Below are 25,923 nucleotides of genomic sequence, written 5' to 3'. Positions count from 1 at the left end.
CCCGGCGCACGCCGGACGGGTTGGCGTAGCCGGCCCGCAGCAGGCCCGCCGCCACGAGCTTGTCGAGGTGGAACGCGGCGAGCTTAGTCGGAGATGGGTTTGGCGCCGCCGTGGGCGGTGTAGCCGCCGTCGACCGGGATCTCGGCACCGCTGATGTAGGACGCCTCGTCCGAGACGAGGAAGACGATCAGCGGGGCGACCTCGTCGACGGTGCCGGGCCGGCCGAGCGGCGTCTGCGCGTTGTTCGCGTCGCGGAACGCCGCCGGGGCGGACGCCGTCATCGGCGTCTCGATGAACCCCGGGTGGACGGTGTTGACGCGTATCCCGGCGCGTCCCAGCTCCGTGCAGGCCGTCGCGGACAGGCCGCGCAGCGCCCACTTGCTGGCGGTGTAGGCGACCGGATAGTGGCCGGTCAGCCCGGCGGCGGACCCGACGTTGACGATCGACGACCCCGGCGGCATCAGCGGCGCGAGGTGCTGGACGCCCAGCAGCGCGCCGGTCACGTTGACGCGGTGCACGCGCTCCCAGTCGGCGACGGTGACCTCGCCGAGACGGGCCCGCCAGGTGACGCCCGCGTTGTTGACCAGGCCGTCCACGCGGCCGTGGGTCTCGCGGAGCCACGCGGCGAGCTCGGCCCACTCGGATTCGGACGTGACGTCGAGCCGCCGGTAGACGACGCCGTCCGGCAGTGCCGGGGCGTCGTCGGCGAGGTCGGTCGCGATGACCGTTGCGCCCTCGCGGGCCAGGGCGGCGGCCTCCGCCGCGCCCTGGCCCTGCGCCGCGCCCGTGACCACGACGACCTTCCCGGCGACCCGGTTCACGGACGTTCCCGCGCGCGCTTGCGGGCACGCGGGATCGGGACGGGCGCCGCGCCCGGGACGATCGTGTTGGACACCGTGCCGATGCCCTCGACGGTGAGGGTGACGGTGTCGCCCGGCTTGAGCGGCGGCGGGTCCTGCGCGCCGCGCCGTCCCCATAGCTCGGCGAGGCAGCCGCCGTTCCCGCACGTCCCCGAGCCGAGGACGTCGCCGGGCCGCAGCCGCGCGCCGCGCGAGGCGTAGGCGACGAGGTCGTCGAACGGCCAGCCCATGTTGGACAGCAGGTCCCGGCCGACGACCTCGCCGTTGACCTCGGCGGTCAGGCCGAGCCGCAGGAACCCGTCCGCGCCGCGGTAGGGCTCCAGCTCGTCGGCGGTGACGATCCACGGGCCGAGCGTGGTGGCGAAGTCCTTGCCCTTGCACGGGCCGAGCCCGACCTGCATCTCCCGGGACTGCAGGTCGCGCGCCGACCAGTCGTTGAAGACCGTGTAGCCGAACATGTGGTCGCGCGCCTGCTCGGGGGACAGGTCGGCGCCCGCGCGCCCGATGACGGCGGCGACCTCCAGCTCGAAGTCGAGGGCCTGGCAGCCCGGCGGGAGCGGGACGTCGTCGTGCGCGCCGACCATCGCGTGCGGGTTGGAGAAGTAGAAGGTCGGCGCGTCGTACCAGGCGTCCGGGACGCCGGACGCGCCGTCCACGGCCTTCCGGACGCCCTCGACGTGCTCCTCGAAGGAGACGAAGTCCCGCACGGACGGCGGCTCGATCGGCGGCAGCAGCCGCACGCCCGCGAGCGGCACGGCCGCGCCCGCCGGCTCCGGAACCGAACCGGACGCGACGACGTCGAGCAGGTCGGTGCCGTCCGGGAACGGCAGCACCCGGTCGCCTTCCACGACGCCGCAGCGGCGGACGCCCTGATGCAGGTAGGTGGCGAGTCGCATCGCGTCTCCCTCCGATCAGACCGGCGGGGCGACGAACACGCCGCGGTCGGGGTCGTTGAACGACTCCTTGGCGATCAGCTCGTTCATCGGGTTCGCCGTGCCCCACTGGTCGGTGACGTCGGGATCGGAGAAGTCGTACAGGTGCGGGTGCCAGGCGTCCTCGTCGAGGGTCTCCAGCTCGGTGGTGTACTCGACGGTGTTGCCGTGCGGGTCCAGGAAGTAGGAGAACGTGTTGTCGCCCGCCTTGTGCCGCCCCGGCCCCCAGATCATCCGGACGCCCGCGCGCAGCAGCCGTCCGGTGCCGAACATGTACTCGTCCAGGCCGCGCATCTCGAACGACACGTGGTGCAGGGACGTGTGCGGCCCCTTCGCGATCGCCATGCTGTGGTGCTGCGGGTTGCAGCGCATGAAGTGCATGACCTTGCCCATGTGCGGGGACGTGAGGGTGTCGCTGAGCGCGAAGTCCAGGTGCGTCTCGTACCAGGCGCGGGTGGCGTCCAGGTCGGGGGCGTTCAGCACGACGTGCGACAGCCGGACCGGCACCGCCTCCCGCTCCTCCAGCCGCCGGTGCTCGCGGACGGCGACGTCCGCCGACACTTCGACGGTCCGGCCGTCGATGTCGAAGAACCGGAACCCGTAACCGCCGCCGGGCGTGGCGAGCTTCCCGGGCTCGGCGACGATCTTGACGCCGGCCGCGCCGAGCCGCTCGGCGAGCGCGTCGACGTCGGCGGGGGACGCGGCGCCGAACGACACCAGGTCGAGGCGCTTCTCGTCCGACTTGCGGAGCCGGACGACGTACTGCTCCGGCGACCCCTCCGCCGCGAGGAACGAGATCCCGGTGTCGCCCGCGACCTCGGTCAGGCCCCAGACGCCGGAGTAGAACTCGCGCTGCCGGTCGTAGTCGGGGACGGCGAGGTCCACGTGGCGCAGATGGGTGATGAGCCTGTCGGGCATCAGTTCTCCTTGAGGTCGAAGAGGGCGACGGCGTTGCCGCCGCGCACGGCGTCGAGGTCGTCGCCGGGTGGCAGGGCGGCGCGGAGCCGGTCGAGCGGGTCGTCCACGCCCATGTCGAACGGGTGGTCCGAGCCCATGACGACCTGCGACGCGCCCGCCGCCTCGATCAGCGCGCGCAGCGCGCCCGGCTCGTAGACGAGCGAGTCGAACCAGATCCGCCGCAGGTAGCCGCTCGGCGGTTCGGTGCAGGTCCGGGACTCGGGCCGCACCCGCCAGCCGTGGTCGGCGCGGCCGAGGTAGGTCGGCAGGTAGCCGCCGCCGTGCGCCGCGACGATCTTCAGGCCGGGATGCCGGTCCAGCACGCCGGAGAAGATCAGATGCGACAGCGCGACGGCGTTCTCGGTGGGCTGCCCGACGATGTTGGACAGGTAGTACCGGTCGAGCCGCTCGTCCAGCGTGCAGCCGAACGGGTGCAGGAACACGACCGCGCCGGTCTCGGCGGCCCGCGCCCACAGCGGCTCCAGCTCCGGGTCGGACAGCTCGCGGCCGGGGGCGTGCGAGGAGATCTCGACGCCCTTCAACCCGAGCGACAGCGCATGGTCGAGCGCCTCGACCGCCAGGTCCGGATGCTGGAGCGGGACGAGCCCGAGCCCGTGCAGCCGGTCCGGGACCTGCGCACAGTGCGCCGCGGTCGCCTCGTTCGCCATCGTGAACACTTTGCGGGCCAGGTCGGGCGCGGCCCAGTAGTGGTAGTGCGACGGCGACGGGCTGACGATCTGCACGTCCACGCCGGCGGCGTCCATGTCCGCGAGCCGCGCCTCGATCCGCGTCAGCCGCTCGAAACGCTCGCCGATCATCTTGCCGCCGGCCTGCAACGACTCCGGGCCGTTGCGGCGCGCGTCCAGTTCCCGGTGCTCGGCGTGGCCGGGCGCCCCGGCGACGGTCTCCTCGATCTGCGGCAGCAGGACGTGCGCGTGCATGTCGACGGTGGGGATGTTCACGGGCGCTCGCTCACGATCGCGCTGATACGGCCCATCAGGCCGGGGACGTCGGCGTCGGGGGACGGGTTCAGCTGCCATTCACCGAGCTGCACCGACGCCTCCACGACCGCCTTCGCACGCTCGAACCGCCGGTCCATGAACGCGTCGAACAGCGCCTGGTCGAGCCGGTCGGCGCCCAGCAGCAGCTCGGCGAGGACGGCGGCGTCCTCCAGGCACTGCGCCGCGCCCTGCGCCAGCGTGGGCGGGCATGCGTGCGCGGCGTCGCCGATGAGGACGGTCCGGCCCCGGTTCCACGGACGGTCGACCAGCAGCGACTCGAACCAGGTGTAGTTGATGCGGTCGGGGTCGGTGATGTCGGCGCGGATCTCGTCCCAGGCGCCGCCGTAGCCCTCGGCGAGCGCGCGCATGTGCGACGGCTTGTCGGCGTCCGCGATCGACTCGCGGGGCCGCGCCTTCTCGACCAGGTACGCGTACATCGTGTCGGGACCGGTCGGGCAGTACCCGGCGATGAAGCACGGCCCGCCGTAGATGAGGTCGGTGCGCTCGACGTCCTTGGGACGGCGCGTGTGGATCCGCCAGATCCCCATGCCGGTCGGCTTCGGCGACGCGTCGATGCCGAGCAGCCCGCGCACCGCGGAGCGGATGCCGTCCGCGCCCACGACCAGGTCGTACGTGCCTTCGGTCCCGTCGGAGAAGCGCACCGCGACGTGCTCGCCGGAGTCGTCGAGCGCGGTGACGGTCAGGCCGAACCGGACGGTCGCGCCCGCGTCCCGCACCGCCTCCGCGAGCACCGCCGCCAGCTCGGGACGGTTCATGCCGAGCGTCGCGGGCAGGTCCGGGCCGCCGGTCCGGGCGTCCGGGATCTCCGCGATCAGCGTCCCGTCCGGCGCCCGCAGGCCGAGCACGTCGAACGCGTACCCGGACGCGCTCAGCCGGTCCCACACGCCGAGGTCGCGCAGCACCCGCAGCGCGTTGCCCTGCAGCGTGATCCCCGAGCCGAGCGCGGTCGCGTCCGGCTTGATCTCCGCGACGTCCACCGCGACGCCGCCCCGCGCCAGCAGGACGGCCAGCGCCGACCCGGCCGTGCCGCCCCCGACGATCAGGACGTTCCCTACTGCTGCCATGCCGACCTCACTTCACCGCGATGGGATTGACGGGGGCGCCGACCGCGCCGGTGACCGGGATCGGCCCGGCCGCCAGCCAGAACTCGTGCACGCCGTCGGCCGCGCAGTCCGCGGCGAGCGCGTCCAGGTCCCACAGCTCGCCGATCAGCAGCCCCATGTTCGGGATCGCGACCTGGTGCAGCGGCTGGAACGCGTCGTCGAACTCGTTGGGCCGCACCTCGAACCCCCACGTGTCGGTGGCGATCGCCGCGATCTCGGTACGGTGCAGCCATCCGGCCGTGGTGAACGAAAGACCGGGCGCGGGCCCGCCCGCGTAGTCGCCCCAGCCGTCGCGGCGCGCGCGCGTCAGCTGCCCTGTGCGGACGCACACGATGTCACCGCGCCCGACCGTCACGCCGTGCGCGTCGATGGCCGCCTGGAGGTGCTCTTCGGTGATGGCGAAGCCGTCGGGCAGCTCGCCGTCCTCGCCGAGGACGCGCCCGACGTCCAGCAGGACGCCGCGCCCCGCGACCGGAGCGGCCATGTGCTCGATGCCGGTGACCAGGTCGCCGTCGGACGTGACGACCTTCTCCGCCGGGCGCCCGTTCCACGCCTTGCCGTGGTCGAAGATGTGGCCGAGGCCGTCCCACTGGGTGGAGCACTGCAGCGGCATCGCGACGACGTCGTCCGCGCCGCCGATGCCGTGCGGGAAGCCCTGGTTGCCGAGCGCCGCGTCCGTCCCGGTGTCCAGCATCGTGTGGACGGGGTTGGTGCGGCGCCGCCAGCCCTTCTGCGGGCCGTTCATGTCGAAGCGCTGCGACAGCGAGAACGACACGCCACGCCGGACCAGCGCCGCGCCTTCGCGCCGCTTGGCCTCGTCGATGAAGTTCACGGTGCCGAGGACGTCGTCGTCGCCCCAGCGTCCCCAGTTGGAGTACTTGGCGGCCGCCTCGGCGATCGCGCCCTCGGGATCGGTGCGGTCCAGCATCACGCGTCCTCCGCCGATTCCGTCACGCACCGGTTGCGCTGCGCGCCGAGACCGGTGATCGAGCCCTCCATGACGTCGCCGTCCCGCAGCAGCCGGCCCCAGTGCATGCCGTTGCCGGCGGGGCTGCCGGTCAGGATCAGGTCGCCGGGCAGCAGCCGGACGGTCTGCGACGCGTACGCCACCAGCCGCGCCACGCCGAAGATCATGTCCTTGGTGGACTCGTCCTGCATGACGTCGCCGTTGAGCTTGAGCGTGACCCGCAGGTCGCCGGGGTCGCCGACGAACGCCGACGGCACCAGGTACGGGCCGAGCGGGGTGAACGTCGGCGGGTTCTTCGCGCGCAGCCAGTCGGTGCCGATCTCCGGCATGTCCCGGCGGAACACCGCCTCCCGCGCCGTCAGGTCGTTGGCGATCGTGTAGGCCGCGACGTGCTCGAGCGCCTCGTCAGTGGATACCCGGTAGGCGGGACGGCCGATCACCGCGGCCAGCTCCAGCTCCCAGTCCGGCTTCTTGCACCAGCTCGGGATCACCACGTCGTCGTACGGGCCCGTCACCGACGACGGCAGCCCGATGAACATGTACGGCTGGTCCTCGGCGGCGCGCCGGTCCATCATCGCCGCCGTCTCCTCGCGCACCTGCTCGGCGGGCCGCCCGCCCTCCGGCTCGTGCGCCACCGCGAGGTCGATGACGTGCGTGCGGTAGTTGGCGCCCGACTGCAGGATCTGGCGCGGCTCGACGGGAGCGTGCACGGCCAGCCCGTCCAGGGGCGTCCAGGTGCCGTCGCCGTCGCCGTCGCCGGACTCCGCGGCGGCGTGCAGCAGCGGCAGGGCGTCGTCCCAGCGCTCCAGCAGCCCGCGGGTCGTGGCCCCGCCCCCGGGCAGGTCCGGGACGGTGCGCAGGTCCAGGACCCGTCCGTCCCGGACCAGGCCGGCGAACCGCGGGCCGTCCCCGCTGGAGAAGGTGCCGACCGCGAACGGGCCGGACGGGTGCGCGTGTGCTTCCACGAGGTGTCCTCTCAATGTCTGCCTTAACCTTGGGACACCGGAGTCGATCTGGGAAATAGATTCCTCGGATGGTTGCCATCGATGACACGGATAGGGTGGAGCCGTGAACCTGGCGAGCCTCGACCTGAACCTCCTCGTCGCGCTGCGCGCGCTGCTGGAGGAGCGCAACGTCACCCGCGCCGGCCGGCGCATCGGGCTCAGCCAGCCCGCCACCAGCGCCGCGCTCGCCCGGCTCCGCCACCACTTCGCCGACGACCTGCTCGTCCGGACGGGCAACAACTACGAGCTGACCCCGCTCGGCACCGCGCTGCTGGTGCCCTGCGCGACCGCGTGCGGGCTGCTGGAACGGCTGTTCACCAGCCGTGCCGAGTTCGACCCGGCGACCGAGGCGCGCGAGTTCACGATCATCGCCTCCGACTACGCCATCGCCGTGTTCGGCGCCGCGCTCGCCCGCGCCCTGCACGCCGCCGCGCCCGCCGTCAGCCTGGTGTTCCAGCAGGTCGGCCCGGAGATCAACGAGAACACCGACGCGACGCTCAGCGCCGTCGACGGGCTGCTGATGCCGCACGGCATCGTCAGCGGCCTGCCGACCGTCGAGCTGTACCGCGACGAATGGGTCTGCATGGTCGCCGACGACCATCCCGACGTCGGCGACCGCATCACCATGGACGACCTCGCCCGCCTGCCCTGGGTCGTCTACCAGCGCCCCTACGACGCGCCGGCCGCCCGCCAGCTCAGCATGCTCGGCCTCGAACCGCACGTCGAGGTCTCGGTGCAGAGCTTCCAGCTGCTGCCGAGCCTCGTCGCGGGCACCCGCCGCGTCGCGCTCATCCAGCGCCGCCTCGCCGACCTGGTCGCGCCGATCGCGGCCGTCCGCGTCCTGCCGTGCCCGTTCGAGGCGGTGCCCGTCCAGGAGGCGCTGTGGTGGCACCCCGTCCACACCCAGGACGCGGCGCACATCTGGCTCCGCGAGACCGCGGCCCGCGTCGCCGCCGGGCTGGCGGCCCTCACGTGACACCATGCCCCATGGACGGCCGCGGCCCGGCCTCCTACTATCGACGTAGTAATCCCGTTGCGGGGACGAGGACATGGTGAACGAGGACGACCGGGGGCGGCGCCCGGCGGGGATGCTGGAGGACGCCGTGCTGGCCGTCCTGTGGGAGGGCGCGCGCCCGATGAGCCCCGCCGACGTGCAGGCCGTCCTGCCCGGCGGCCCCGCCTACACGACGGTGATGACCACGCTGGCGCGGCTGGCCCGCAAGGGGCTGGCGAGCCGGGAGCGGGCGGGCCGCGGGTTCGTGTACTCCGCCGCCGTCGACGAGGCCGGCCACACCGCCGCCGCGATGAACGAGCTGCTGCGCCGCCGCCGCGACCGCGCCGCCGTGCTGGCCCGCTTCGTGTCCGAGCTGGAGCCCGAGGACGAGGAGCTGCTCCAGCGGCTGCTGCGCGACGGCGGCGAGGCCTGAGATCCGCCGCCGAGGGCTGAGGTCCGCGCCCGAGGGCTGAGGGTCCGCCGTCGAGGCCGCCGCCTGACCGCCTGTCCGGCACCCGTGCGCGGTGTGCCCGATTGGCGAGTTTCCGCCCGGTCCGGGGTATATCCCCAGGCCGGGCGAGGTTCGTCCGGCGCTTACGTTCCGATTACCCCCAGGCTTTTACTATCGCGGTAGTAGCTGTTGGACGAGGAGCGAGGGCGGTGGGGCCGATGCCACCCGAACCCGACGTGACCGTCGTGGTGATCGTCTACAACGACGCGTCGCGGCTGGCCCGCGCCGTCCGGTCGGCGCTCGGGCAGTCGCTGCCCGGCGTCGAGGTCGTGATCGTCGACGACGCGAGCACCGACGCCACGCCCGCGGTCGCCGCCCGGCTGGCCGCCCGCGACCCGGACCGGGTGCGCGCCTTCACCCTCCCGGTGAACTCCGGCGGCTGCGGCCGGCCGCGCAACATCGGCATCCGGCACGCCAGGGGCCGGTACGTGATGTTCCTCGACAGCGACGACACCCTCGACCCGCACGCCTGCCGGAACATGGTCGCCGCCGCCGACGGCACCGGCGCCGACCTGGTGTCGGGCCGCTGCGTCCGCGTCCTGCCCGACCGCGAGCACGCCTGGTACCCCCGGCTCTACCGGGAGAGCGCCGTCTACGACGACATCCTGGACAACCCCGACCTCCTCTACGACACGCTGGCGACCAACAAGTGCTACCGGCGCGCGTTTCTCGACCGCGCCGGGCTGCGGTTCGTCGACCGGCTGCACTACGAGGACCTGCTGTTCAGCGCCCAGGCCTACCTCGGCGCGAACCGGATCGCCGTCATCCCGCACCGCGTCTACAACTGGCTGGTGGACCCGCGCGGCGCCGCACTGTCGATCACCAACCGGCGCGCCGAGCTGAGCAACTTCGCCGACCGCCTGGAGATCCACCGGCGCATCGACGCGGCGCTGCGCGCGCACGGCGCGGACGAGATCGCGCTGGTCAAGGACGTCAAGTTCGTCAACCACGACCTGCTGCTCTACCTGCGCGAGCTGCGCAGCCGCGACCCCTGGCACCGCGAGGCGTTCCTCGGCCTCGCCCGCCCCTACCTCGCCGAGCTGGACGACGCCGTGTTCGAGGCCGCGGACAAGATGCCCGCCATCGCGGCGCTGATGGTCCGCGAGCGCGACATCGAGGCGGCGATGGCCGCCGCCGACCACGTGCCCAGGGGCGGCGGCCGGCCCGTCCTGTCGATCGCCCCCGCCGAGCGGGACGGCCGGATCTACTGGACCGGCGAGCACCTCGGCGCGCCGGCGGCCCGCCGCGTCCTCGACATCACCGGCCTCGGCGTGCACTCGGCCCCGCTGTCCGAGCTGGTCCTCGGCGGCCGGGTCACCGCGATGCGCCGGGACGGCAAGGCGCTGCGCATGTCCGGCACGGTCGTCAACCCGCTCGGCCGGATCCCCGACGGCGCCGAGCTCGGCGGCCGGCTGGAGATCCGCGACCGGCGCCGGCCCGGCCGCGCGTTCGGCGTCCCGGCGACCGTGCGGCGCGAGAACGGCCGGATCGCGTGGGAGACGGTGTTCTTCCCCGCCCAGGTGATCCGCCCGATCGGCCTCGTCGACCAGACCTGGGGCCTGTGGCTCCGGCTGACGGTCGGCGGCACCCCCGTCGAGGTGCGGCTGACGTCCGAGGGCACCGCGCACTGCGACCTCGCCGTGCCCGTCCGGCCGCGGCTGAGCCGCGCGGCCGGGGACCGGATGGAAGCCTACGTCGCCGCGACCGGCGAGCTCGCGCTCCGGATGGCGGCCGGGCGCTGGCCCGCCCGCGTCACCCTGCCCGCGCTGCGCCGGGTCGCCCGCACCGGCGCCGGGCGGCGCTGGTGGCGGCGGTTCGTCCGGGCGGAGCGCCGGCTGCGGGAGCGGTTCTCGGCCCGCCGGACGAAGATCGCGGTGTTCAACCGGCTGCTGGTCCGGCTGCCGGTCCGCCGGGGCACGGTCGTCTTCGAGAGCCGGAACGGCGCCCGCTACTGCGGCGACCCCAAGTACGTCTTCCGGGCGCTGCGCGACAGCGCCGCCCCCTACCGGGCGATCTGGTCCTACCGCGACGACCGGCGCGGCTTCCCCGACGAGGCGCTGCTGGTCAAGCGCGGCTCGTGGGCCTACTACCGGGCGCTGGCCCGCGCCGAGTTCTGGGTCGACGACCGGAGCCTGCCCGCCGGGCTGGCCAAGCGCCCGCAGACCACCTACGTCCAGATCCCGCGAGGGCCTGTTCCCGCGCCGCCGGAGGCGTCTCCGGACGGGCAGGGCCCGCCGGTGCCGCGCCATCGCGCCGACCACCTCGTCGTCCGGTCCGAGCGTGACGTCCCCGCGCCGGGCGACGGCGCCGGGGCGGGCGCCGAGCCGCTGCGGACCGGCTGCCCCCGCAACGATCCGCTGATCACCGGCGGCGACCCGCACGAGCTGGCGGCGCTGCGGCGGCGCCTCGGGCTGAGCGGCGACCGCCGCTACGCGGTGCTGTACGCGCCCGCGCCCCGGACCGGCGACGACGGCCTGCCCGCCCGCTCCGCCGAGCTCGCGTTCCCGCTGGAGCGGTTCGTCCGGGAACTCGGCGGCACGCACGTCCTGCTCGTCCGCCCGCCGCACGCCGGGGCGGCCGTGATCCCGCCCGGCATGGACGGCGCCGTGATCGACACCGCGGCCGTCCACGACGCGACGCTCCTGATGCTGCTGTCCGACGCGCTGGTCACCGACGAATCCCCGATCATGTTCGACTACGCGCTGCTGGACCGGCCGATGGTCTTCTACACTCCGGACGGGACGCGCCGTCCGGCGGGCGCTCCGGAGCCGCCCGTGCCGGTTCCCGGTCCGGTGGCCGCCGGCGACGACGCGCTGCTGGCCGCCCTCGGCGACCTGGACGGCGTGCGGAGCGGGCACGCCGCCGCGCGCCGCCGGTTCACCGAGCTGCACGGCGAGTACGACACCGGCACCGCCGGCAAGGCGATCGTCGAGCGGTTCTTCGCCGGCGGCGGGCGCTGACCGGCGATCCACCGGCGTACTACCGGGTTTGTAGTAGAAAGAGACCATGCCGACCGCAGTGAACGCACCGCCCCGGACGGGGAGCGCCGACGGCGCCGTCCCCTGGGTGACGGTGGTCGCGCTGGCGTTCACCGCCGCGCAGCTGCGCTTCGTCCCGGCCGGCATGACGCTCGGCGCCGGCGAGGTGGGCAACGTGTGGCAGGCCCGCAGCGGCGACCCGGGCGCCTTCCTGGACGTGTCGCGCGGCCACGCGACCGTCGCGCTGGTCGCCCCGGTCGTCCAGGCGACCTCCTCGACCGCGGCGATGCGGATCTACCTGGCGGTCGCCTCCGGCGCGGGGCTGTTCGCCGCGCTGTGGGCGTGGCGGCCCCTGCACCGGCCCGAGGCGCTCGCGGGCGCGGGCGTGCTGTTCGGCGGGCTGTGGGCTGCGCAGCTCTACGGGTCGCAGGCGATGCCCGACCTATGGTGCGCGTTCGGGGCGCTCGCCGCCGCCGGCTGCCTGCTGCGCGTCGCCCGGGACCGGCAGGACTATCCCGCCATGCTCGGCGTGACCGCGAGCCTCGCGCTGGTCGCGGCGATGCGGCCCTCGCAGGGGCTCTGGCTGGCCCTGCCGCTGTGCGCGGCCCTGGCCGTCGTCCCCGCGTGGCGGCACCGCGAGGCCGTCGTCAGCGTCCTGGCCGGGCTGGTCCTGGACGTCACGGCATGGCTCGTCCACGAGCACGGCGGCTCCGGGCCGGAGCCCGTGCAGCGCGCCCAGCGTGCCGCGGCGCGGGGGTCGGGCTGGGTGGACGGCTGGCCCGGCTGGTCGGGGTTCGCGGCGGTCGCGGTGTTCCTCGCCGTCGGCGGGCTGGTGCTCGTGTCCGGCGGGCGGCGGCCCGGCACCGCGCTGCTGCCGATGGCCGTCGCGGCGTGGATGCTGGTGCCGGGAGCCCTGGCCGGTCCGGGGACGGCGGCGGGCTTCCTGCTCACGGCGGGCGCGCTGGCGGCCGTGCCCGCCGCCGCGGGATGCGTGCGGGCGCTCACCCGGGCGCGGCGCCGGCCGCTGGCGGCGCTGCTCACCGCCGGCTGCCTGGTCGCCCACCTGGCCGTGCAGAACGCGGCGCTCGACGCGGTGACCGACGCCGCGTCGGCGCCGGGGCCGCACGCGACCGGGCAGGGCGCGCACGCGCCAGGAGACGGGGCCGTTCGAGCGGAGGGGACGGGCAGTGACACCTTCCGGAGCTGATCAGGACGCGGCCGCCGCGGCACCGGACGCCCCGGCGGGGCACCACCGCCCCGCGCCCGGCACGGCGCGCACCGCGCTCGCGGCTCTCGGGCGGGCCCTGTCGGCGGAGGCGTCGGTGCCGCGCGTCGTGCTGGGGACCGCGGTCGCGGGCGCGGTCGTCGTCCTCGCGCTGACGCACCGGGTCGCGCTGGACGCGGGCAGCGAGAGCCTGATGGGCGCCGACCGCGCCTGGCTGCTGATCGCCGCGCTCGCCACCGCCGCGATGTGGTGCGTGGGCACCGTCACCCAGCTCGGCTCGATGCCGGTGCGCCCGCCGGTCGGCCGGCTGTTCGCGGTGCAGGTCGCCGCGTCCTTCGCCAACCAGCTGCTGCCCGCCGGCTCGGGCGGCATCGCGATCAACGTGCGGTTCCTGCGGCGCTGCGGGCTGACCCGCGGCGCCGCGATGGGGTCGGTCGGGCTGAACTCGCTGGCCGGGCTGGTGACGCACCTGCTGCTGCTCGCGGCCGCCGTCGCGGGCGTCCCGTCGGCGCTCGGCATGCTGGGGGAGCGGCGCTGGCCGCGCCCTCGGGAGGTCGCCGCCGCCGTCGCCGCGAACCCGTGGGTCGAGGGCGGCCTCGCCGCGGCCGCCGTCGCCGCCGTGGTCGCGGTGGTGTGGCTGCGCCCGGCCCGCTTCGCGCGCGTCCTGCGGTCCCGCGCCGCCGCGGGCCTGCGGCACGTGCGGCACGAGCTCGCCGGGCTCGGCACGGTCCTGCGGCATCCCGGGCGCGCCACCGCGCTCTGGCTGGGCTCGGCGTTCTCGCCGCTGCTGCACGGCCTCGTGCTGTTCGCGGTGCTGCGCAGCCTGTCCGTCCCGATCACCGTGACCACCGTCGTCGTGGTCTACCTCGTGGTCTCCTCGGTCTCGGCCCTGGTGCCCTCGCCCGGCGGCATCGGCGGGCTGGACGTGGTGCTCGTCGCCGGGCTGGTGTGGGCGGGCGTGCCGTCGGCCGCCGCGCTCGGCGCCGTCGTCGGATACCGGCTGATCACCGTCTGGCTGCCGCTGCTGCCGGGCGCGTGCGTGTTCGCCGTCCTGCTGCGCCGCCGGATCATCTGACCGCCCGCGTAGACCGTCCCGTGCCCGGCCCACACCAGGCCGGTCGCGAGCACCGCCGCCGCCGTCACCGCCATCCCGGCCAGGACGTCCAGCAGGTAGTGGTTGGCGGTCGCCATGACGACGAACGCGGTCGTCGCGGGATACAGCGCGGCGAGCCAGCGCGCCGGGTGGCGGCGCAGAAGCGCCACGACCACCGCCACCACCCACGTCGCCCACGCCAGGTGCAGCGACGGCATCGCCGCGTACTGGTCGGCGGGCACCGGGCCGCCGTGCGTCGTCCCGAACCCGGCGAGCGCCACCGAGTCGGCGAACCCCGCGCCCGGCAGCAGCCGCGGCGGCATCACCGGCAGGACGAAGAAGACCGTCATCCCGGCGAGGTTCGTCAGCACGAGCGCGTTGCGCGCGGGCCGGTAGAGGTCCGGCCCCGCGATGTAGCACCAGGCCAGGACGGACAGCGTGACGCCGATGTGCGCGCGCTGGTACCACTCCACCGACGCCCACGCCGTGGCGTGATGCCCGGTCAGCCACCTGTTCAGCGCGTGCTCGACGTCCAGGTGCAGATCGCGCTCCACCGCGAGGACGTCCCGCCCGTGCGCGAGCGCCGCACCGTGCCGTGCGGCGGCGAGCGAGCGCACGTAGTCGTACACCTTCAGCAGCGCCAGGACGATCAGCAGCTCGCCGATCAGCCACGGCCTCCTGCGGCGCGGCCGTCCGGTGGCCCGGCGGCCGGTCGTGCGCGCCTCGGGGCGCGGGAGCGACGCGCGGACGGCTCAGCCCACCCTTCCCTCGGGCCGCCCGCCGGGCGCCCTGTCCAGCCGTTCGACGGCCAGACCGTACAGGTCCTCGGTCCGGCGCAGCACGCCGGGCCAGGTCACGGGCGGCTGCACGGCGCGGGCGCGGGCGGTCATCCGGGCCCGCAGCGCCCCGTCGGACGCCAGCCGCACGATCGCCTCCGCCATCGCGCCGTCGCTCGCGGCCAGCAGGCCGTCCTGGCCGTCGGTGACGAACTCGCCGATGCCGCCCTCGGTCCGGGCGATCACCGGCAGGCCCGCGCACCGCGCCTCGAGCGCGGCGATGCCGAACGACTCCAGCACCGCCGGCGCGACGAACAGGTCGGCGCGCCGGAACAGCGCCCGGATCTGGTCGCGTTCCAGCCGTCCGGGCAGGTCGACCCAGCCGGTCATGGCGTGCCGGCGCAGGTAGCGGTCGATGGAGCGGCGCTCCGGCCCGTCTCCGACGATCACCGCGCGCAGCCCGGCGGACGGGCCCAGCGCCGCGCGCGCCCGCCGCAGGATCCGCAGCAGGTGGTGCGGCCGCTTGCGCGGTGCGAGCCGCATGACGGCGACGACCAGCACCTCGCCCGGCGTCCGGGGGAGCGGGTCGACCCGCCAGGTCTCCGCGTCGATGCCGTTGGGCAGCACGAACACCGGGGCCGGTGAGACCAGGCGGCGCACCGGCTCGGCCGCGGTGTCGCTGACGGCCGTCCACACCGCGGGCAGCGCGGACCAGCCCGTCGCCGCGTCCAGCACCCGGAAGGCCGGCTCCATGTAGGAGATCAGCGAGTGCACCGTCACCACGGTCGGGATCTCGGCGGCCAGCGTGGCGCCCGCCACGGCCAGCGGCGTGAACGGGCCCGCGTGCACGTGGACGACGTCGTACTTGCCGTCCCGCGCCAGCCGCCGGCCCGCCACGATCCCGCCGGGGTTCAGCGTCGTCGGGAACGCCATCCGCTCGGTGGGCCGCAGCACCCGCGGCGCGTCCCCAGCCGGGTCCGGGTGGCGCAGCCCCGCGGGGCGCGCCGACGAGGTGATCACGGTGACGTCGTGCCCCGCCTCCTGCTGCCGGGTCGCGAGGTCGTGGACGTGCATCTCCACCCCGCCGAGCCGCGGCAGGTAGTAGTCCGTCAGGTGCGCGATCCTCATCGCCGGGCTCCCGGCGCAGGGCCGGCGACCCGCTCCGGCACACTTGACCGGTGCCGTACACGCTGGTGTCCTTCCACGCCCATCCCGACGACGAGGCGCTGCTGACCGCCGGGACGCTCGCCCGCGCCGCCGCGGACGGCCACCGGGTCGTCCTCGTCATGGCGACGGTGGGGGAGGCGGGCCTCGCGGCGTCCGCCGACCGGCAGGACGGGCGGCTCGGCGAGCGGCGCCTCGCCGAACTCCGCGACTCCGCCCGCGAACTGGGCTGCGCCCGCGTCGAATGGCTCGGCTATGCCGACTCCGGCATGGCGTCCGACCCGTCCGGCGCGCCAGGCTCGTTCGCGGACGCCGACGTGGAGGAGGCCGCCGCGCGGCTCGCCGCGATCCTGGACGAGGAGGGCGCGGACGTCCTGACCGTCTACGACCCGGCCGGTGGGTACGGGCACCCCGACCACATGCAGGTGCACCGCGTCGGCACCCGCGCGGCCGGACTCGCCGGCACCCGCGTCGTGCTGGAGGCCACGGTGGACCGGCGGCTGCTGCGCCGCGCGCTCGCGCTGATCGCCCGGCTGCCGGGCATCCCGGCGGACTTCGCGCCGTCCCGGTTCGCCACCGCCTACAGTGCCCCCGAGGTGCTCACCCATCGGGTGGACGTGCGGCGCTTCGCCCGCCAGAAGCGCGCCGCGATGGCGGCCCACGCCACGCAGGCGGGCGCGGACACGGGCGTCCGGACGCTGGCGGTGCTGCTCAGGCTGCCCCGGCCGGTGTTTCGGTGGGCGCTCGGCCACGAGTGGTACGTCGAGCACGGCAGGACGCCCGCGCGCCCCCTGCTCGACGACATCTTCGCGACCCTGCGCGACGCCCCGGACCGGCACGGCTGACGCCGCTTTGACGGCCGGTCGGGGGCGGGCGGCGCACGGGCCCGTCACGCTCGCCCCCGTCACGGCAGCCCCAAGCCTCGATCACGTACGCTTCGCTCCAATCTACTACAACTCGCGTAGTAGATCGTTATCGCGGCAAAGGCCCGGGTAGTCGGGGGCGCGCCTCTCCTGCGTGGTGCTAGGCCGGTGCGGCCGCGCCGGTGCCGAGCGCGGCGCGCAACGCGCCGGTGGTCAGCCGCCGGGCTTCGACGGCCGCCGGGAGCACATGGTCGAGACCGAAGAAGCCGTGGAAGGCGCCCTCGATCCGGTGGGCCTCCACCAGTACGCCGGCCTCGGCGAGCCGCGCCGCGTACGCCTCCCCCTCGTCCCGCAGGGGATCGCACTCGGCGGTGAGCACGAAGGCCGGGGGCAGGCCGGACAGGTCCGGCGCCCGCAGCGGCGAGGCGTACGGGTGGTCCGCGCCGGACGGGTCGTCCAGGTACTGCTCCCAGTACCAGCGCATGTGCGTCGCGGTGAGGAACTTGCCCTCGCCGTGCTCGCGGTAGGACGGGGTGTCCTGCCCGGCGTCGGTCACGGGGTAGACGAGCGCCTGGAACGCGATCGGCGGGCCCGCCGCGTCGCGCGCGGCGAGGCACGCGACCGCGGCGAGGTTGCCGCCCGCGCTGTCCCCGGCGACCGCGAGACGCTCCGGATCGCCGCCCAGCGCCGCCGCGTTCGCGTGCGCCCAGGCGACGGCGGACCGCGCGTCCTCGACGGCGGCCGGGAACGGGTGCTCGGGCGCCAGCCGGTAGTCGACCGAGACCACGATCGTCCCGGCGCCGGACGCGAGGATCCGGCAGAAGCGATCGTGGCTGTCGAGCCCGCAGAGGGTGAAGCCGCCGCCGTGGAAGAACACCGTGACCGGGTGCGGGGCGGTGCCGTCCGGCCAGTAGATCCGGACGGGTAGGTCGCCCTGGTCGAGGTGCAGGGTGCGGTCCTCGGTGCGGGCCACGGGGATCGGTTCGAGGTCGGGAGCGGGCGCGGCGGCCAGCAGCCGCCGCGCCTGCGCCGCGTCGGTGACCTCGGCGCCGATCGCGGGGAAACCCGCCGCCATCGCGGCGGCGATCTTCTGCGCGCGGGGGTCGAGCGGCATGGTCAGCTGGCCGCCTGCGCCATCATGACGACCTCGCCGGCCGTCCAGCCGCCGTCCACGGCCAGCTCGGCGCCGGTCACGTAGGCCGCCGCGTCCGAGATGAGGAAGGACACCGCCTCGCCGATCTCCTCGGGCACGCCGACGCGGCCGAGCGCGGCGAGCGGGAAGCCGCCCTCGCCGGGGGTGGCGTGCTCGGCGGTCATCGGCGTGTAGGTCATGCCGGGGTGCACGGAGTTGACCCGGATCCGGTGCCGGCCCAGCTCCGTCGCGGCGATCTTGGTGAGGCCGCGGACGCCCCACTTGGACGCGCCGTACCCGGAGGTCAGCGGCAGCGCGGTCAGCCCGGCCGCGGAGGAGATGTTGACGATGGAGCCGCCGCCCGCCGCCTTCATCGGCTCGATCACGGCCTGCAGGCCGAGGAACACCCCGAACAGGTTGATCCTCAGCACCTTCTCGAAGTACTCCGGCGACTCGTTCTCGATCAGCGAGTTCGATGCGATGCCGGCGTTGTTGACCAGCCCGTCGATCCGGCCGTAGGCGCCGAGCGCCGCCTCGGTGACGGCGCGCCAGCCCTCCCGGTCGGTCACGTCGTGCCGGACGAACAGCCCGCCGACCTCGGCCGCGGTCTTGGTGCCCGGCTCCTCCAGCAGGTCCGTGACGACGATCTTCGCGCCGTCGCGGGCCATCCGCGCGGCGGCCGCGGCGCCCAGGCCCCGGGCCCCGCCCGTCACGATCACTACCTTGTCCTGCAGTCCGGACATGTCCCTCTCCTTGCTCTGACGTGCGCTTTCTTCTGCAGCGTATTCCAAATTGGAACATCTCTGTCGGGGTGTGACGCGTCAGACCCCGGCAGGTGGCTAGGCTGGTCGCCATGGCGCGCCCCTCCGAACCGCCCGGCTCCGAACCGCCCGGCGAACGGCTCCCCGCCACGGCGTGGGCCGTGCTCGGCGTCCTCTCCTTCGGGGAGGGGCTGACCGGCTACGAGATCCGCCAGTGGGCCGAGCACATCCTGCGGTTCTTCTACTGGAGCCCCGCGATGAGCCAGATCTACACCGAGCTCAAGCGGCTGGAGCGGGTCGGCTACGCCGAGTCGCACCTCGGCACCGCCGCCGACGGCCGGTCCCGGCGCGTCTACACCATCACCCCCGCCGGCCGCGACGCGCTCACCGGCTGGGTCGAGCGGGCCCCGGTCGAACCGCCCGTCCTCAAGCACGGCACGGCCCTGCGCGTGTGGCTCGGCCACCTCGCCACGCCCGAGCGGCTCCGGCAGATCGTGACCGAGCACCGCGACGACGCCCAGCGGCTGCTGGAGGAGGCGGAGTACTCCCGCTCGTACGCGGCGTCCGTGTCCGGCTGGGCCTACCCCGAACTGGTGGCGCGCTGGGCGACCCGCTACTACGCGGCCGAACGCGACCTGGCCGACCAGATGCTCGCCGACCTGGACGAACTGCTCGCGTCCGGGCGGGCCGTCCCGCCCGCGGGCACGCCCACCCGGGCCTCCGGCTGATCACGCCCGCTCCCGCAGTTCCCCCTTGACGACCTTCCCGCTCGCGTTGCGGGGCAGCTCGTCCACGACGTGGAAGTGCCGGGGCACCTTGAAGTTGGCGAGCCGCTCGCGCAGCCAGCCGGTCAGCTCCGCGTCGTCGATCTCGCCGCCCTCCGCCAGGACGAGGAACGCCGCGCCGACCTCGCCGAGCCGCGCGTCCGGCACCCCGATGACCGCCGCGTCCGCGATCGCCGGATGCCGGACGAGCACGCCTTCGATCTCCGCCGGGTAGGCGTTGAACCCGCCGACCACGAACATGTCCTTTATCCGGCCGGTGACGGTCAGGTAGCCGCGCTCGTCGAGGCGGCCGCAGTCGCCCGTGCGCAGCCAGCCGTCCGGGTCGACGGCCTGCGCGGTGGCGTCCGGGTCGTCCAGGTAGCCCTTCATCACGTTGTAGCCGCGCACCAGGATCTCGCCGGTCTCGCCGGGCGGCAGCGGCCGGCCGTCCGCCGCGGCGATCCGGATCTCGGTGCCCGGCAGCGCCGGGCCGGTGGTGTGCGCGACGGTCTCGGCGTCGGCGTCCACCGGGCAGACCGACGCGACGCCGCACGCCTCGCTCAGCCCGTAGGCGGTGAACACGTCCGGCACGCCGAGCTCGGCGCGGATCCGGCGGACGAGGTCGACCGGCACGTCGGCCGCGCCCGTCCCCGCGAGCCGCAGCGCGTGCGGCGGCCGGCCGGGCAGCGCGAGCAGCGACGAGAAGATCGTCGGCGGGCCCATCAGCACGGTGACCCGCTCGTCGGCGAGCCGCCGCGCGGCGCGCTCGGCGTCGAACACCGCCTCCGGCAGCATCGTCGCGCCGTTCAGCAGGCACGCGAGCACGCCCGCCTTGTAGCCGAACGTGTGGAAGAACGGGTTGATCAGCAGGTACCGGTCGCCCGGCCGCAGCGTGGCGACCTCGCTCCACGCCTGGAAGACGCGGAGCGTCTGGCCGTGCGTCGACATCGCGCCCTTGGGACGCCCGGTGGTGCCGGAGGTGAAGACGATGTCGCACACGTCCTCGGCGCGCACCGCCTCCGCCCGCTTCCGCGCTTCCTCCGCGCTCACGGAGGCGCCGCCCGCGAGGTGATCCGCCCAGCTCACGGCGGTGCCGTCGGGCTCGCCTTCCAGCAGGACGGTCAGCCGGAGGCCGGGCAGGTCGGCGCCCGAGGCGGCCAGCATCGCCGGATAGTCGGTGCCGAGGAACCCGCGCACGGTGAACAGCGCGGTGGCGCGGCTGCGGCGCAGGATGTCGGCCGCCTCGGCGGCCCGGTAGCGGGTGTTCAGCGGCACGAGCACCGCGCCCGCGCTCACCAGCCCGAGCGCCGCGACGACCCACTCCGCGCTGTTCGGCGCCCAGATCGCCACCCGGTCGCCGGGCCGGACACCGGCCCCGGCCGCCGCCCGCGCCGCCGCCTCGACGTCGGCTCCGAGCTGCGCGAACGTCCGGCGGACCGGGCCGTGCGCGGTCTCGGTCACCAGCGCCTCGCGGTCGCCGTGGACGCGGGCCGCGTGCCGGACGAGCGCGGGGATCGTGGCGGGGGTCAGGTCGGCTGGCATCGTCCTCCTTCGGGCCGGACAGGGAAGCCGGGCGCCTTGACATGGAACCACAGGGATGCTTCTAATCGGAATGTTTCTATTAGAAATATATCGATTCGATGCATCGGGAGGACGCATGGCGGCGCACGCGACGATGGAGGAGACGGTGGAACCGGTGAGCGGGGAGCGGATGCGCCGGGTCCTCGGCACGTTCTGCACGGGCGTCGTGGTCGTCACGGCGATGGACGGGGACGAGCCGGTCGGCATGGCGTGCCAGTCGTTCTCGTCGCTGTCGCTGGACCCGCCCCTGGTGTGCTTCTGCCCCGGCGCCGCGTCCACGACCTGGCCGCGGGTGCGCGCGGCGGGCCGGTTCGCGGTTAACGTCCTGGCCGCGGATCAGGGCGAGGTGTGCCGGGCGATGGCGGGCCGGGACAAGTTCGCCGGCGTGCCCTGGACGCCGGGGCCGGGCGGCTCGCCGCTGCTGGACGGCGCGCTGGCGTGGATCGAGGCCGACATCGAGCGGGAGCTGCCGGGCGGCGACCACTCCATCGTGATCGGGCGGGTCCGCGACCTGGCCGCCGGGCGGGCCGAGCGGCCGCTGCTGTTCTTCCGCGGCGGCTTCGGCCATGCGCTCACGAGCTGAGCGGCCGGCCCTTCGCGGATCCGGCGGCGAGCTCGTCCAGGTCGGCGAGCATCGTGCGGGTCAGTTCGCGCTCGGCCTCGTAGTAGCGCTGGGACCAGCGCAGCACCAGCTCCGGGTACGCCCACTCGGCCACCTCGGCGGCGCCGTCGGCGTCGGCCTGCGCGCGCCGGCTCATCTTCTCGGCGTACTCGCCGTGCTGCTCGAGGATCTCGCGGAGCCGGTCCGGTTCCATCAGGTGGCCGAGCCAGGTCCGGAGCATGACGCCGTGCTTGAGGACGGGCGGCTCGACCGGCGCCTCGCGCGCCCAGCGCGACACCGCGGCCATGCCGTCCTCGGTGATGGTGTAGACGCGCTTGCCGCGGGTGCTCTCGGTCAGCTCGACGCGGGACGTGGCGTACCCGATCTTCTCCAGCCGCTTCAGCTCGCCGTAGATCTGGCTGTAGGAGGGGCTCCAGTAGAAGAACTTGAGGCTCCAGTCGGCCCACTTCTTCAGGTCGTAGCCCGAGAGCTCCTCACCGAAGGACAGCAGCCCGAGCACGGCCCAGCTCGTCGGCGGCAGGTTCGGGATCCCGTCCTGCGCCGCCCCGTCCCGCGCCGCCCCGTCCTCCGCCGTGCTGCCCTTCACCGTGCCGCCCTGGGGTGCGCTGCCGCTCGTCGCCGTGTCGCTCACCCGGCCAGCGTAGCCGCCGCGGCATGCCGGACGGTCATGTGGCGGTCCTGACATATATCTGTTAGGAATATTCCGAACCGAAATACTGGAGGTGCCCCCCGATGCAGTTCTCGATGATCTTCGAGGCCCAGTTGGCGAAGCCGACGCCCGAGCGCGAGCGGCGGCTCCTGCTCGACAGCGTCGACCAGGCCGTCTACGGGGAGGAGATGGGCTTCGACCGCGTCTGGGCCGTCGAGCACCACGGCCTCGAGCGCTACGCCCACATGACCGCGTCCGAGATCTTCCTCAGCTGGGTCGCCGCCCGGACGTCCCGGATCCGCATCGGGCACGGCGTGATCTGCATGCCGTTCAACTACAACCACCCCGTCCGGGTGGCCGAGCGGGTCGGCATGCTGGACGCGCTGTCGGGCGGCCGGCTCGACGTCGGCGGTGGCCGCGGCTCCACCCGCATGGAGATGGGCATGTACGGCGTCGAGCCGTCCGAGACCTACCCGCAGATGGAGGAGTCGCTGCGGTTTCTCGCCAACGCCTGGCGCAAGGACGAGGTCGACTGGCACACCGACCTGCTCGACGTCGGCCCCGCGAAGATCCTGCCGCGTCCGGTGCAGACCCCGCACCCGCCGCTCTACATGGCCTGCTCCAAGCGCGACACGGTCAAGCTCGCCGCCGCGCTCGGTGTCGGCGCCCTGGTGATGGGCTTCGCCGGCCCCGAGGAGGTCAAGGAGATGTACGACCTCTACTGGGACACCGTCCGCACGCGCGCCCCGGAGCGGCTCGTCACCACCGACACCACCGACAAGTTCGTGGCGCTCTGCCCGACGATCGTGCTGGACGACGGTGACCGCGCCCTGCGGATCGGCGCGCGCGGCCAGCGGTTCTTCGCCGAGTCCATCGCGCACTGGTACGGCCACGGCCCCGCCCCCGCCGAGGACACCGAGGACGACGACAACATCGCCGCCCTCGCCCGCGACAAGGAGGCGCTCGTCGCCAAGCTCAACGAGGCCAACATCCCGGCCCGCCCGCAGGACACCGGCACCTTCAACGCCGAGCACGCCTACGGCACCGCCGAGTACGCGATCGAGTACGTCCAGCGGCTCGCCGACATCGGCGTGGACGAGATCATGTGCCTGATCCAGATGGGCACCGTCCCGCAGGACGTGTGCATGGAGACGATCCGGCAGTGGGGCGAGACCGTCATCCCGCACTTCCGGGCCGCCGACCGGGCCGCGGCCCGCCGATGAGGCTCGACGGGAAGGTCGCGGTCGTCACGGGCGCCGCGCGCGGGCAGGGCGAGGCCGAGGCGCGGATGCTCGCCGAGGCCGGCGCCCGGGTCGTGCTCACCGACGTCCTGGAGGCGGAGGGCGCGGCGCTGGCGGGCTCCATCGGGGACGCCGCCCGCTTCATCCGCCACGACGTGGCCTCGGCCGATGACTGGGAGCGGGTGGTCGCCGTCGCCCGCGAGGAGTTCGGCGGCGTGGACGTGCTGGTCAACAACGCCGCGATCTGGCGCACCGCCCCGGTCGCCGACGAGACCCGCGAGAACTTCGAAGAGATCCTGCGGATCAACCTCGTCGGCCCGTTCCTCGGCGTCCGGGCGGTGGTGCCCGCGATGCGCGAGCGGGGCGGCGGGTCGATCGTGAACATCTCCTCGACCGCCGGGCTGCGCGGCATCCGCGGGCACTCCGCCTACGGCGCGAGCAAGTTCGGGCTGCGCGGCCTGACCCTGTCCGCCGCGCTCGACCTCGGCGCGGACGGGATCCGCGTCAACTCCGTCCACCCCGGCGTGATCGACACCCCGATGATCGCGAGCATCGGGGTGGAGCGCGGCGCGGGCAAGGCGCCGCGCGTCCCGCTCGGCCGCGCCGGGATCCCCGAGGACGTCGCGGGCCTCGTCCTGTTCCTCGCCTCGGACGCGTCCGCCTACATCACCGGCGCCGAACTCGCCGTGGACGGCGGCCTCAGCACCGGCTGACCCCCTTGAGGTGTGGCGTGTCGCCCCTATGAGCGGTCTCCTGAGGGCGACACGCCACACCTCGACGTTTCTAGTGGGCGAGGAGGGTGTGGCGGAGGCGTGCCTGGGTGGGGGCGTCGACGCCCAGGCCGACGCGCAGGTAGCGGTCGAGCGTGCCGTACGAGCGGCGCACCTCGTCGAGCGCCGAGTCCAGGTAGTCGGCGCGGACCTCCTGGATCGGGATCAGCAGGTCGGGGTCCTGCATGTATCCGGCCGCCTTGAGCTGCGCCCGCGTGGCCGCGTCGGCGTCCTGCCGGTACCGGTTCGACAGCAGGTAGTCGTAGCGGGCGGTCGCGTCCGGGACGCCGAGCGCGCGCAGCAGCAGGTAGCTCATCCAGCCGGTCCGGTCCTTGCCGCTGGTGCAGTGGAAGACCAGCGGCGTCCCCGGCCGGTCGGCGGCGTCGCGCAGCGTGCGGCCGAACGCCGCGCGCGAACCGGCGTCGCTGACGAACGTCCGGTACAGCGTCCGCATGATCTCCGCGCCGCGCCCGCCGCCGAGCACCGCGTCCTGCTTCGCCGGGTCCTTCGACCCGATCGCCGCGTTCACGGCCGCGTACATGCCGCCGTCGGAGATCGGGCGCGCCGTCACGGCGAGGCCGGGCGGCAGCCGGTCCGCGCCGTCGCCGGCGACCTCGCCCGGCGTGCGGAAGTCCACGACCTCGCGGACGCCGAGCCGGGCCAGCGCGCCGAGGTCGGCGTCCGTCGTGCGGTTCAGCGCGTCCGTCCGGAACACCAGGCCGGGCCGGACGCGCGCGTGCGAGACCGTCCGGTATCCGCCGAGGTCGCGGAAGTTGACGGTGCCCTGCAGCGCGTCCTGCACCGGGGCGACGGCCGCCGGAGCCGGGACGGGCGCCGCCGCGGCCGCCGCGGGGGAGACGAGCAGGCCGCCCGCCGCGACGAGCGCGGCGACGCCCGCGCCACGAATCGAAGGCATGGGGATCCTCCTGGAAGGGGGTGAGAGGTGGCTCACACCGTAGGAACCCCTGCCGGACGCGCCTCCGCGCTTTCCCGATGAGCGGGAGGCCGATCCGACCCGCGTCAGCGGGTGCGGGTGCGGGGGGTGGCGGTGAAAAGGGCCCGCCACACGTCGCGGGCGGTGGTCAGCAGCGGCGGGACGACGCGACGCGCGTCCATCCGGGACGGCGGGCCGCAGACGGAGATGGCCGCGACGCCGCGCCCGGTCGCGTCGCGCAGCGGCGCGGCGACGCACGACACCCCCCGGTGCCCCTCCTCGCGGTCGAACGCGACGCCGTGGTCGCGGATGTAGGCCAGCTCGCGGCGGAGCGCGCCCGGGTCGGTGATCGTGAACTTGGTGCGGGCGGGCAGCCCGGCGGCGAGCGTCTCGGCGAGCTCGTCCTCGCCGGCGAACGCCAGCAGGGCCTTGCCGGCGCCGGTGCAGTAGGCGGGCTGCCGGCCGCCGAGCCGGGACGGCACGCGCCCCTCCGGCCCGTCGCCGATCTTCTCCAGGTAGACGATCTCGGGCCCGTCCAGCACGGCGAGGTGCACCAGCATGCCGGTCGTCTCGTGCAGCCGGCGCAGGTGGGGGAGGGACGTCTCGCGCAGCCGGTTCTGGTGCACGGCGAGCGCGCCGAGCTCGAGCAGGCCGAGGCCGAGCCGGTAGCGCGACCCGGTCCGCTCCAGGGCGCGCAGCTGGACGAGCTGGTCGAGGATGCGGTGCACCGACGAGCGGGGCAGGCCGGTGCGCCGGACCACGTCGCTCATCGACAGCTCGGGGCTCGTGCTCGTGAAGGAGTACAGGATGCGGGCCGCGCGGGCGAGCATCGAGGACTCCAGGGGCGGCGCGGACGCCGCGGCGGGTGCCGCCATGGGGTGGTTCCTCCCGGCTTGTCTCCCACTCAGCGGGAAGTTGGTATTTCTAATTGGAACACCATGCCTAGCGTGCACGCAACTCCCGGGTGAGCCGGATCACCCGGAACGGCGCCCGGGGGACGAGTGTCCGAGCAAGGAGCGA

General features: G+C 74.6%; 24 protein-coding genes and 1 pseudogene. 10 read left to right on the top strand and 15 right to left on the bottom strand.

The window, feature by feature from the left end:
• Positions 1-83: 83 nt before the first annotated feature.
• The 7 genes from AB0C78_RS35440 to AB0C78_RS35410 are packed head-to-tail and all read right to left on the bottom strand — an operon-like array spanning position 84 to position 6,806.
• Positions 84-821, bottom strand: a complete 738-nt coding sequence (locus AB0C78_RS35440) for an SDR family oxidoreductase (RefSeq protein ID WP_360756704.1) — start codon at positions 819-821, stop codon at positions 84-86.
• On the bottom strand, positions 818-1,756 hold the full coding sequence (locus tag AB0C78_RS35435) for a fumarylacetoacetate hydrolase family protein (protein ID WP_360756701.1): 939 nt from the start codon (positions 1,754-1,756) through the stop codon (positions 818-820). The genes AB0C78_RS35440 and AB0C78_RS35435 overlap by 4 nt, the downstream gene beginning before the upstream one ends.
• Positions 1,757-1,771: 15 nt before the next feature.
• Positions 1,772-2,710 carry a VOC family protein gene (locus AB0C78_RS35430; RefSeq protein WP_360756698.1) on the bottom strand — a complete coding sequence of 313 codons (939 nt, stop codon included), beginning with the start codon at positions 2,708-2,710 and terminating at the stop codon, positions 1,772-1,774.
• Positions 2,710-3,711 carry an amidohydrolase family protein gene (locus AB0C78_RS35425; RefSeq protein WP_360756696.1) on the bottom strand — a complete coding sequence of 334 codons (1,002 nt, stop codon included), beginning with the start codon at positions 3,709-3,711 and terminating at the stop codon, positions 2,710-2,712. The genes AB0C78_RS35430 and AB0C78_RS35425 overlap by 1 nt, the downstream gene beginning before the upstream one ends.
• Positions 3,708-4,835, bottom strand: coding sequence for an FAD-dependent oxidoreductase (locus tag AB0C78_RS35420; RefSeq protein ID WP_360756693.1), 1,128 nt, complete (start codon positions 4,833-4,835; stop codon positions 3,708-3,710). The genes AB0C78_RS35425 and AB0C78_RS35420 overlap by 4 nt, the downstream gene beginning before the upstream one ends.
• A 7-nt stretch (positions 4,836-4,842) precedes the next feature.
• Positions 4,843-5,802, bottom strand: coding sequence for a cyclase family protein (locus AB0C78_RS35415; RefSeq protein ID WP_360756690.1), 960 nt, complete (start codon positions 5,800-5,802; stop codon positions 4,843-4,845).
• The gene (locus AB0C78_RS35410) at positions 5,802-6,806 is read right to left on the bottom strand and encodes a fumarylacetoacetate hydrolase family protein (protein WP_360756687.1); all 1,005 of its coding nucleotides are present in this window, start codon (positions 6,804-6,806) and stop codon (positions 5,802-5,804) included. The genes AB0C78_RS35415 and AB0C78_RS35410 overlap by 1 nt, the downstream gene beginning before the upstream one ends.
• Positions 6,807-6,909: 103 nt before the next feature.
• Between AB0C78_RS35410 and AB0C78_RS35405 the strand changes: the two genes are divergently transcribed.
• The 5 genes from AB0C78_RS35405 (at position 6,910) to AB0C78_RS35385 (ending at position 13,628) form a co-directional block, all read left to right on the top strand.
• Complete coding sequence (locus tag AB0C78_RS35405) at positions 6,910-7,821, top strand: LysR family transcriptional regulator (protein ID WP_360756685.1); 912 nt, start codon at positions 6,910-6,912, stop codon at positions 7,819-7,821.
• 73 nt (positions 7,822-7,894) lie between these two features.
• A complete protein-coding gene (locus tag AB0C78_RS35400; RefSeq protein WP_151544495.1) occupies positions 7,895-8,272 on the top strand; it encodes a BlaI/MecI/CopY family transcriptional regulator in 378 nt (125 codons plus the stop codon).
• A gap of 236 nt (positions 8,273-8,508) precedes the next feature.
• Entirely contained in the window at positions 8,509-11,310 is a 2,802-nt protein-coding gene (locus tag AB0C78_RS35395; protein WP_360756682.1) for a CDP-glycerol glycerophosphotransferase family protein, read from the top strand.
• 46 nt (positions 11,311-11,356) lie between these two features.
• Positions 11,357-12,535 (top strand): hypothetical protein, encoded by a 1,179-nt coding sequence (locus AB0C78_RS35390; protein WP_360756680.1) that lies wholly within the window; start codon positions 11,357-11,359, stop codon positions 12,533-12,535.
• A complete protein-coding gene (locus tag AB0C78_RS35385) occupies positions 12,516-13,628 on the top strand; it encodes a lysylphosphatidylglycerol synthase transmembrane domain-containing protein (RefSeq protein WP_360756678.1) in 1,113 nt (370 codons plus the stop codon). Before AB0C78_RS35390 ends, AB0C78_RS35385 begins: the two co-directional genes overlap by 20 nt.
• 59 nt (positions 13,629-13,687) lie before the next feature.
• Here AB0C78_RS35385 and AB0C78_RS35380 read toward each other — a convergent pair.
• Together AB0C78_RS35380 and AB0C78_RS35375 are read right to left on the bottom strand one after the other, a co-directional pair.
• Positions 13,688-14,200 (bottom strand): annotated as a pseudogene (locus AB0C78_RS35380) (phosphatase PAP2 family protein); the annotation flags it as partial.
• A gap of 198 nt (positions 14,201-14,398) precedes the next feature.
• Entirely contained in the window at positions 14,399-15,550 is a 1,152-nt protein-coding gene (locus tag AB0C78_RS35375; protein WP_360756676.1) for a glycosyltransferase family 4 protein, read from the bottom strand.
• 50 nt (positions 15,551-15,600) lie between these two features.
• On the opposite strand from AB0C78_RS35375, the gene AB0C78_RS35370 reads away from it, so the two are divergent.
• On the top strand, positions 15,601-16,431 hold the full coding sequence (locus AB0C78_RS35370; protein WP_360756673.1) for a PIG-L family deacetylase: 831 nt from the start codon (positions 15,601-15,603) through the stop codon (positions 16,429-16,431).
• A 178-nt stretch (positions 16,432-16,609) separates the two neighbouring features.
• Here AB0C78_RS35370 and AB0C78_RS35365 read toward each other — a convergent pair whose 3' ends face one another.
• Positions 16,610-17,563, bottom strand: a complete 954-nt coding sequence (locus tag AB0C78_RS35365) for an alpha/beta hydrolase (RefSeq protein ID WP_360756670.1) — start codon at positions 17,561-17,563, stop codon at positions 16,610-16,612.
• 2 nt (positions 17,564-17,565) lie between these two features.
• Complete coding sequence (locus AB0C78_RS35360) at positions 17,566-18,324, bottom strand: glucose 1-dehydrogenase (protein WP_360756667.1); 759 nt, start codon at positions 18,322-18,324, stop codon at positions 17,566-17,568.
• Between the two features lie 110 nt (positions 18,325-18,434).
• On the opposite strand from AB0C78_RS35360, the gene AB0C78_RS35355 reads away from it, so the two are divergent.
• On the top strand, positions 18,435-19,070 hold the full coding sequence (locus tag AB0C78_RS35355; protein ID WP_151541621.1) for a PadR family transcriptional regulator: 636 nt from the start codon (positions 18,435-18,437) through the stop codon (positions 19,068-19,070).
• Here the strand turns inward: AB0C78_RS35355 and AB0C78_RS35350 are convergent, their stop codons facing one another.
• On the bottom strand, positions 19,071-20,648 hold the full coding sequence (locus tag AB0C78_RS35350) for a FadD3 family acyl-CoA ligase (RefSeq protein ID WP_360756664.1): 1,578 nt from the start codon (positions 20,646-20,648) through the stop codon (positions 19,071-19,073).
• Between the two features lie 115 nt (positions 20,649-20,763).
• Between AB0C78_RS35350 and AB0C78_RS35345 the strand changes: the two genes are divergently transcribed.
• Positions 20,764-21,270 carry a flavin reductase family protein gene (locus AB0C78_RS35345; RefSeq protein ID WP_360756662.1) on the top strand — a complete coding sequence of 169 codons (507 nt, stop codon included), beginning with the start codon at positions 20,764-20,766 and terminating at the stop codon, positions 21,268-21,270.
• Here the strand turns inward: AB0C78_RS35345 and AB0C78_RS35340 are convergent.
• The gene (locus AB0C78_RS35340; protein ID WP_360756659.1) at positions 21,260-21,940 is read right to left on the bottom strand and encodes a PadR family transcriptional regulator; all 681 of its coding nucleotides are present in this window, start codon (positions 21,938-21,940) and stop codon (positions 21,260-21,262) included. The genes AB0C78_RS35345 and AB0C78_RS35340 overlap by 11 nt on opposite strands.
• Before the next feature lie 101 nt (positions 21,941-22,041).
• Between AB0C78_RS35340 and AB0C78_RS35335 the strand changes: the two genes are divergently transcribed.
• Both AB0C78_RS35335 and AB0C78_RS35330 read left to right on the top strand, forming a co-directional pair.
• On the top strand, positions 22,042-23,181 hold the full coding sequence (locus AB0C78_RS35335; RefSeq protein WP_360756657.1) for an LLM class flavin-dependent oxidoreductase: 1,140 nt from the start codon (positions 22,042-22,044) through the stop codon (positions 23,179-23,181).
• On the top strand, positions 23,178-23,912 hold the full coding sequence (locus AB0C78_RS35330) for a glucose 1-dehydrogenase (RefSeq protein ID WP_360756655.1): 735 nt from the start codon (positions 23,178-23,180) through the stop codon (positions 23,910-23,912). The genes AB0C78_RS35335 and AB0C78_RS35330 overlap by 4 nt, the downstream gene beginning before the upstream one ends.
• Positions 23,913-23,982: 70 nt before the next feature.
• Here the strand turns inward: AB0C78_RS35330 and AB0C78_RS35325 are convergent, their stop codons facing one another.
• Both AB0C78_RS35325 and AB0C78_RS35320 read right to left on the bottom strand, forming a co-directional pair.
• Entirely contained in the window at positions 23,983-24,885 is a 903-nt protein-coding gene (locus AB0C78_RS35325; protein ID WP_360756652.1) for a tyrosine-protein phosphatase, read from the bottom strand.
• Between the two features lie 104 nt (positions 24,886-24,989).
• Complete coding sequence (locus AB0C78_RS35320; RefSeq protein WP_151541625.1) at positions 24,990-25,778, bottom strand: IclR family transcriptional regulator; 789 nt, start codon at positions 25,776-25,778, stop codon at positions 24,990-24,992.
• Between the last annotated feature and the right edge of the window lie 145 nt (positions 25,779-25,923).

The sequence above is a fragment of the Actinomadura sp. NPDC048394 genome (assembly GCF_040651755.1).
In the GTDB taxonomy this organism is placed as follows: domain Bacteria; phylum Actinomycetota; class Actinomycetes; order Streptosporangiales; family Streptosporangiaceae; genus Spirillospora; species Spirillospora montaniterrae.
Note: the sequence above shows the minus strand (reverse complement) of the source record. Positions and strands in the feature narration are given on the sequence as shown.

Bases quoted from the DNA above. Each gene is read 5' to 3' on its own strand.
- AB0C78_RS35435 (WP_360756701.1), bottom strand. From the start codon at position 1,756: ATGCGACTCGCCACCTACCTGCATCAGGGCGTCCGCCGCTGCGGCGTC.
- AB0C78_RS35430 (WP_360756698.1), bottom strand. From the start codon at position 2,710: ATGCCCGACAGGCTCATCACCCATCTGCGCCACGTGGACCTCGCCGTC.
- AB0C78_RS35420 (WP_360756693.1), bottom strand. From the start codon at position 4,835: ATGGCAGCAGTAGGGAACGTCCTGATCGTCGGGGGCGGCACGGCCGGG.
- AB0C78_RS35415 (WP_360756690.1), bottom strand. From the start codon at position 5,802: ATGCTGGACCGCACCGATCCCGAGGGCGCGATCGCCGAGGCGGCCGCC.
- AB0C78_RS35400 (WP_151544495.1), top strand. From the start codon at position 7,895: ATGGTGAACGAGGACGACCGGGGGCGGCGCCCGGCGGGGATGCTGGAG.
- AB0C78_RS35395 (WP_360756682.1), top strand. From the start codon at position 8,509: ATGCCACCCGAACCCGACGTGACCGTCGTGGTGATCGTCTACAACGAC.
- AB0C78_RS35390 (WP_360756680.1), top strand. From the start codon at position 11,357: ATGCCGACCGCAGTGAACGCACCGCCCCGGACGGGGAGCGCCGACGGC.
- AB0C78_RS35375 (WP_360756676.1), bottom strand. From the start codon at position 15,550: ATGAGGATCGCGCACCTGACGGACTACTACCTGCCGCGGCTCGGCGGG.
- AB0C78_RS35365 (WP_360756670.1), bottom strand. From the start codon at position 17,563: ATGCCGCTCGACCCCCGCGCGCAGAAGATCGCCGCCGCGATGGCGGCG.
- AB0C78_RS35360 (WP_360756667.1), bottom strand. From the start codon at position 18,324: ATGTCCGGACTGCAGGACAAGGTAGTGATCGTGACGGGCGGGGCCCGG.
- AB0C78_RS35355 (WP_151541621.1), top strand. From the start codon at position 18,435: ATGGCGCGCCCCTCCGAACCGCCCGGCTCCGAACCGCCCGGCGAACGG.
- AB0C78_RS35350 (WP_360756664.1), bottom strand. From the start codon at position 20,648: ATGCCAGCCGACCTGACCCCCGCCACGATCCCCGCGCTCGTCCGGCAC.
- AB0C78_RS35345 (WP_360756662.1), top strand. From the start codon at position 20,764: ATGGCGGCGCACGCGACGATGGAGGAGACGGTGGAACCGGTGAGCGGG.
- AB0C78_RS35335 (WP_360756657.1), top strand. From the start codon at position 22,042: ATGCAGTTCTCGATGATCTTCGAGGCCCAGTTGGCGAAGCCGACGCCC.
- AB0C78_RS35330 (WP_360756655.1), top strand. From the start codon at position 23,178: ATGAGGCTCGACGGGAAGGTCGCGGTCGTCACGGGCGCCGCGCGCGGG.
- AB0C78_RS35325 (WP_360756652.1), bottom strand. From the start codon at position 24,885: ATGCCTTCGATTCGTGGCGCGGGCGTCGCCGCGCTCGTCGCGGCGGGC.
- AB0C78_RS35320 (WP_151541625.1), bottom strand. From the start codon at position 25,778: ATGGCGGCACCCGCCGCGGCGTCCGCGCCGCCCCTGGAGTCCTCGATG.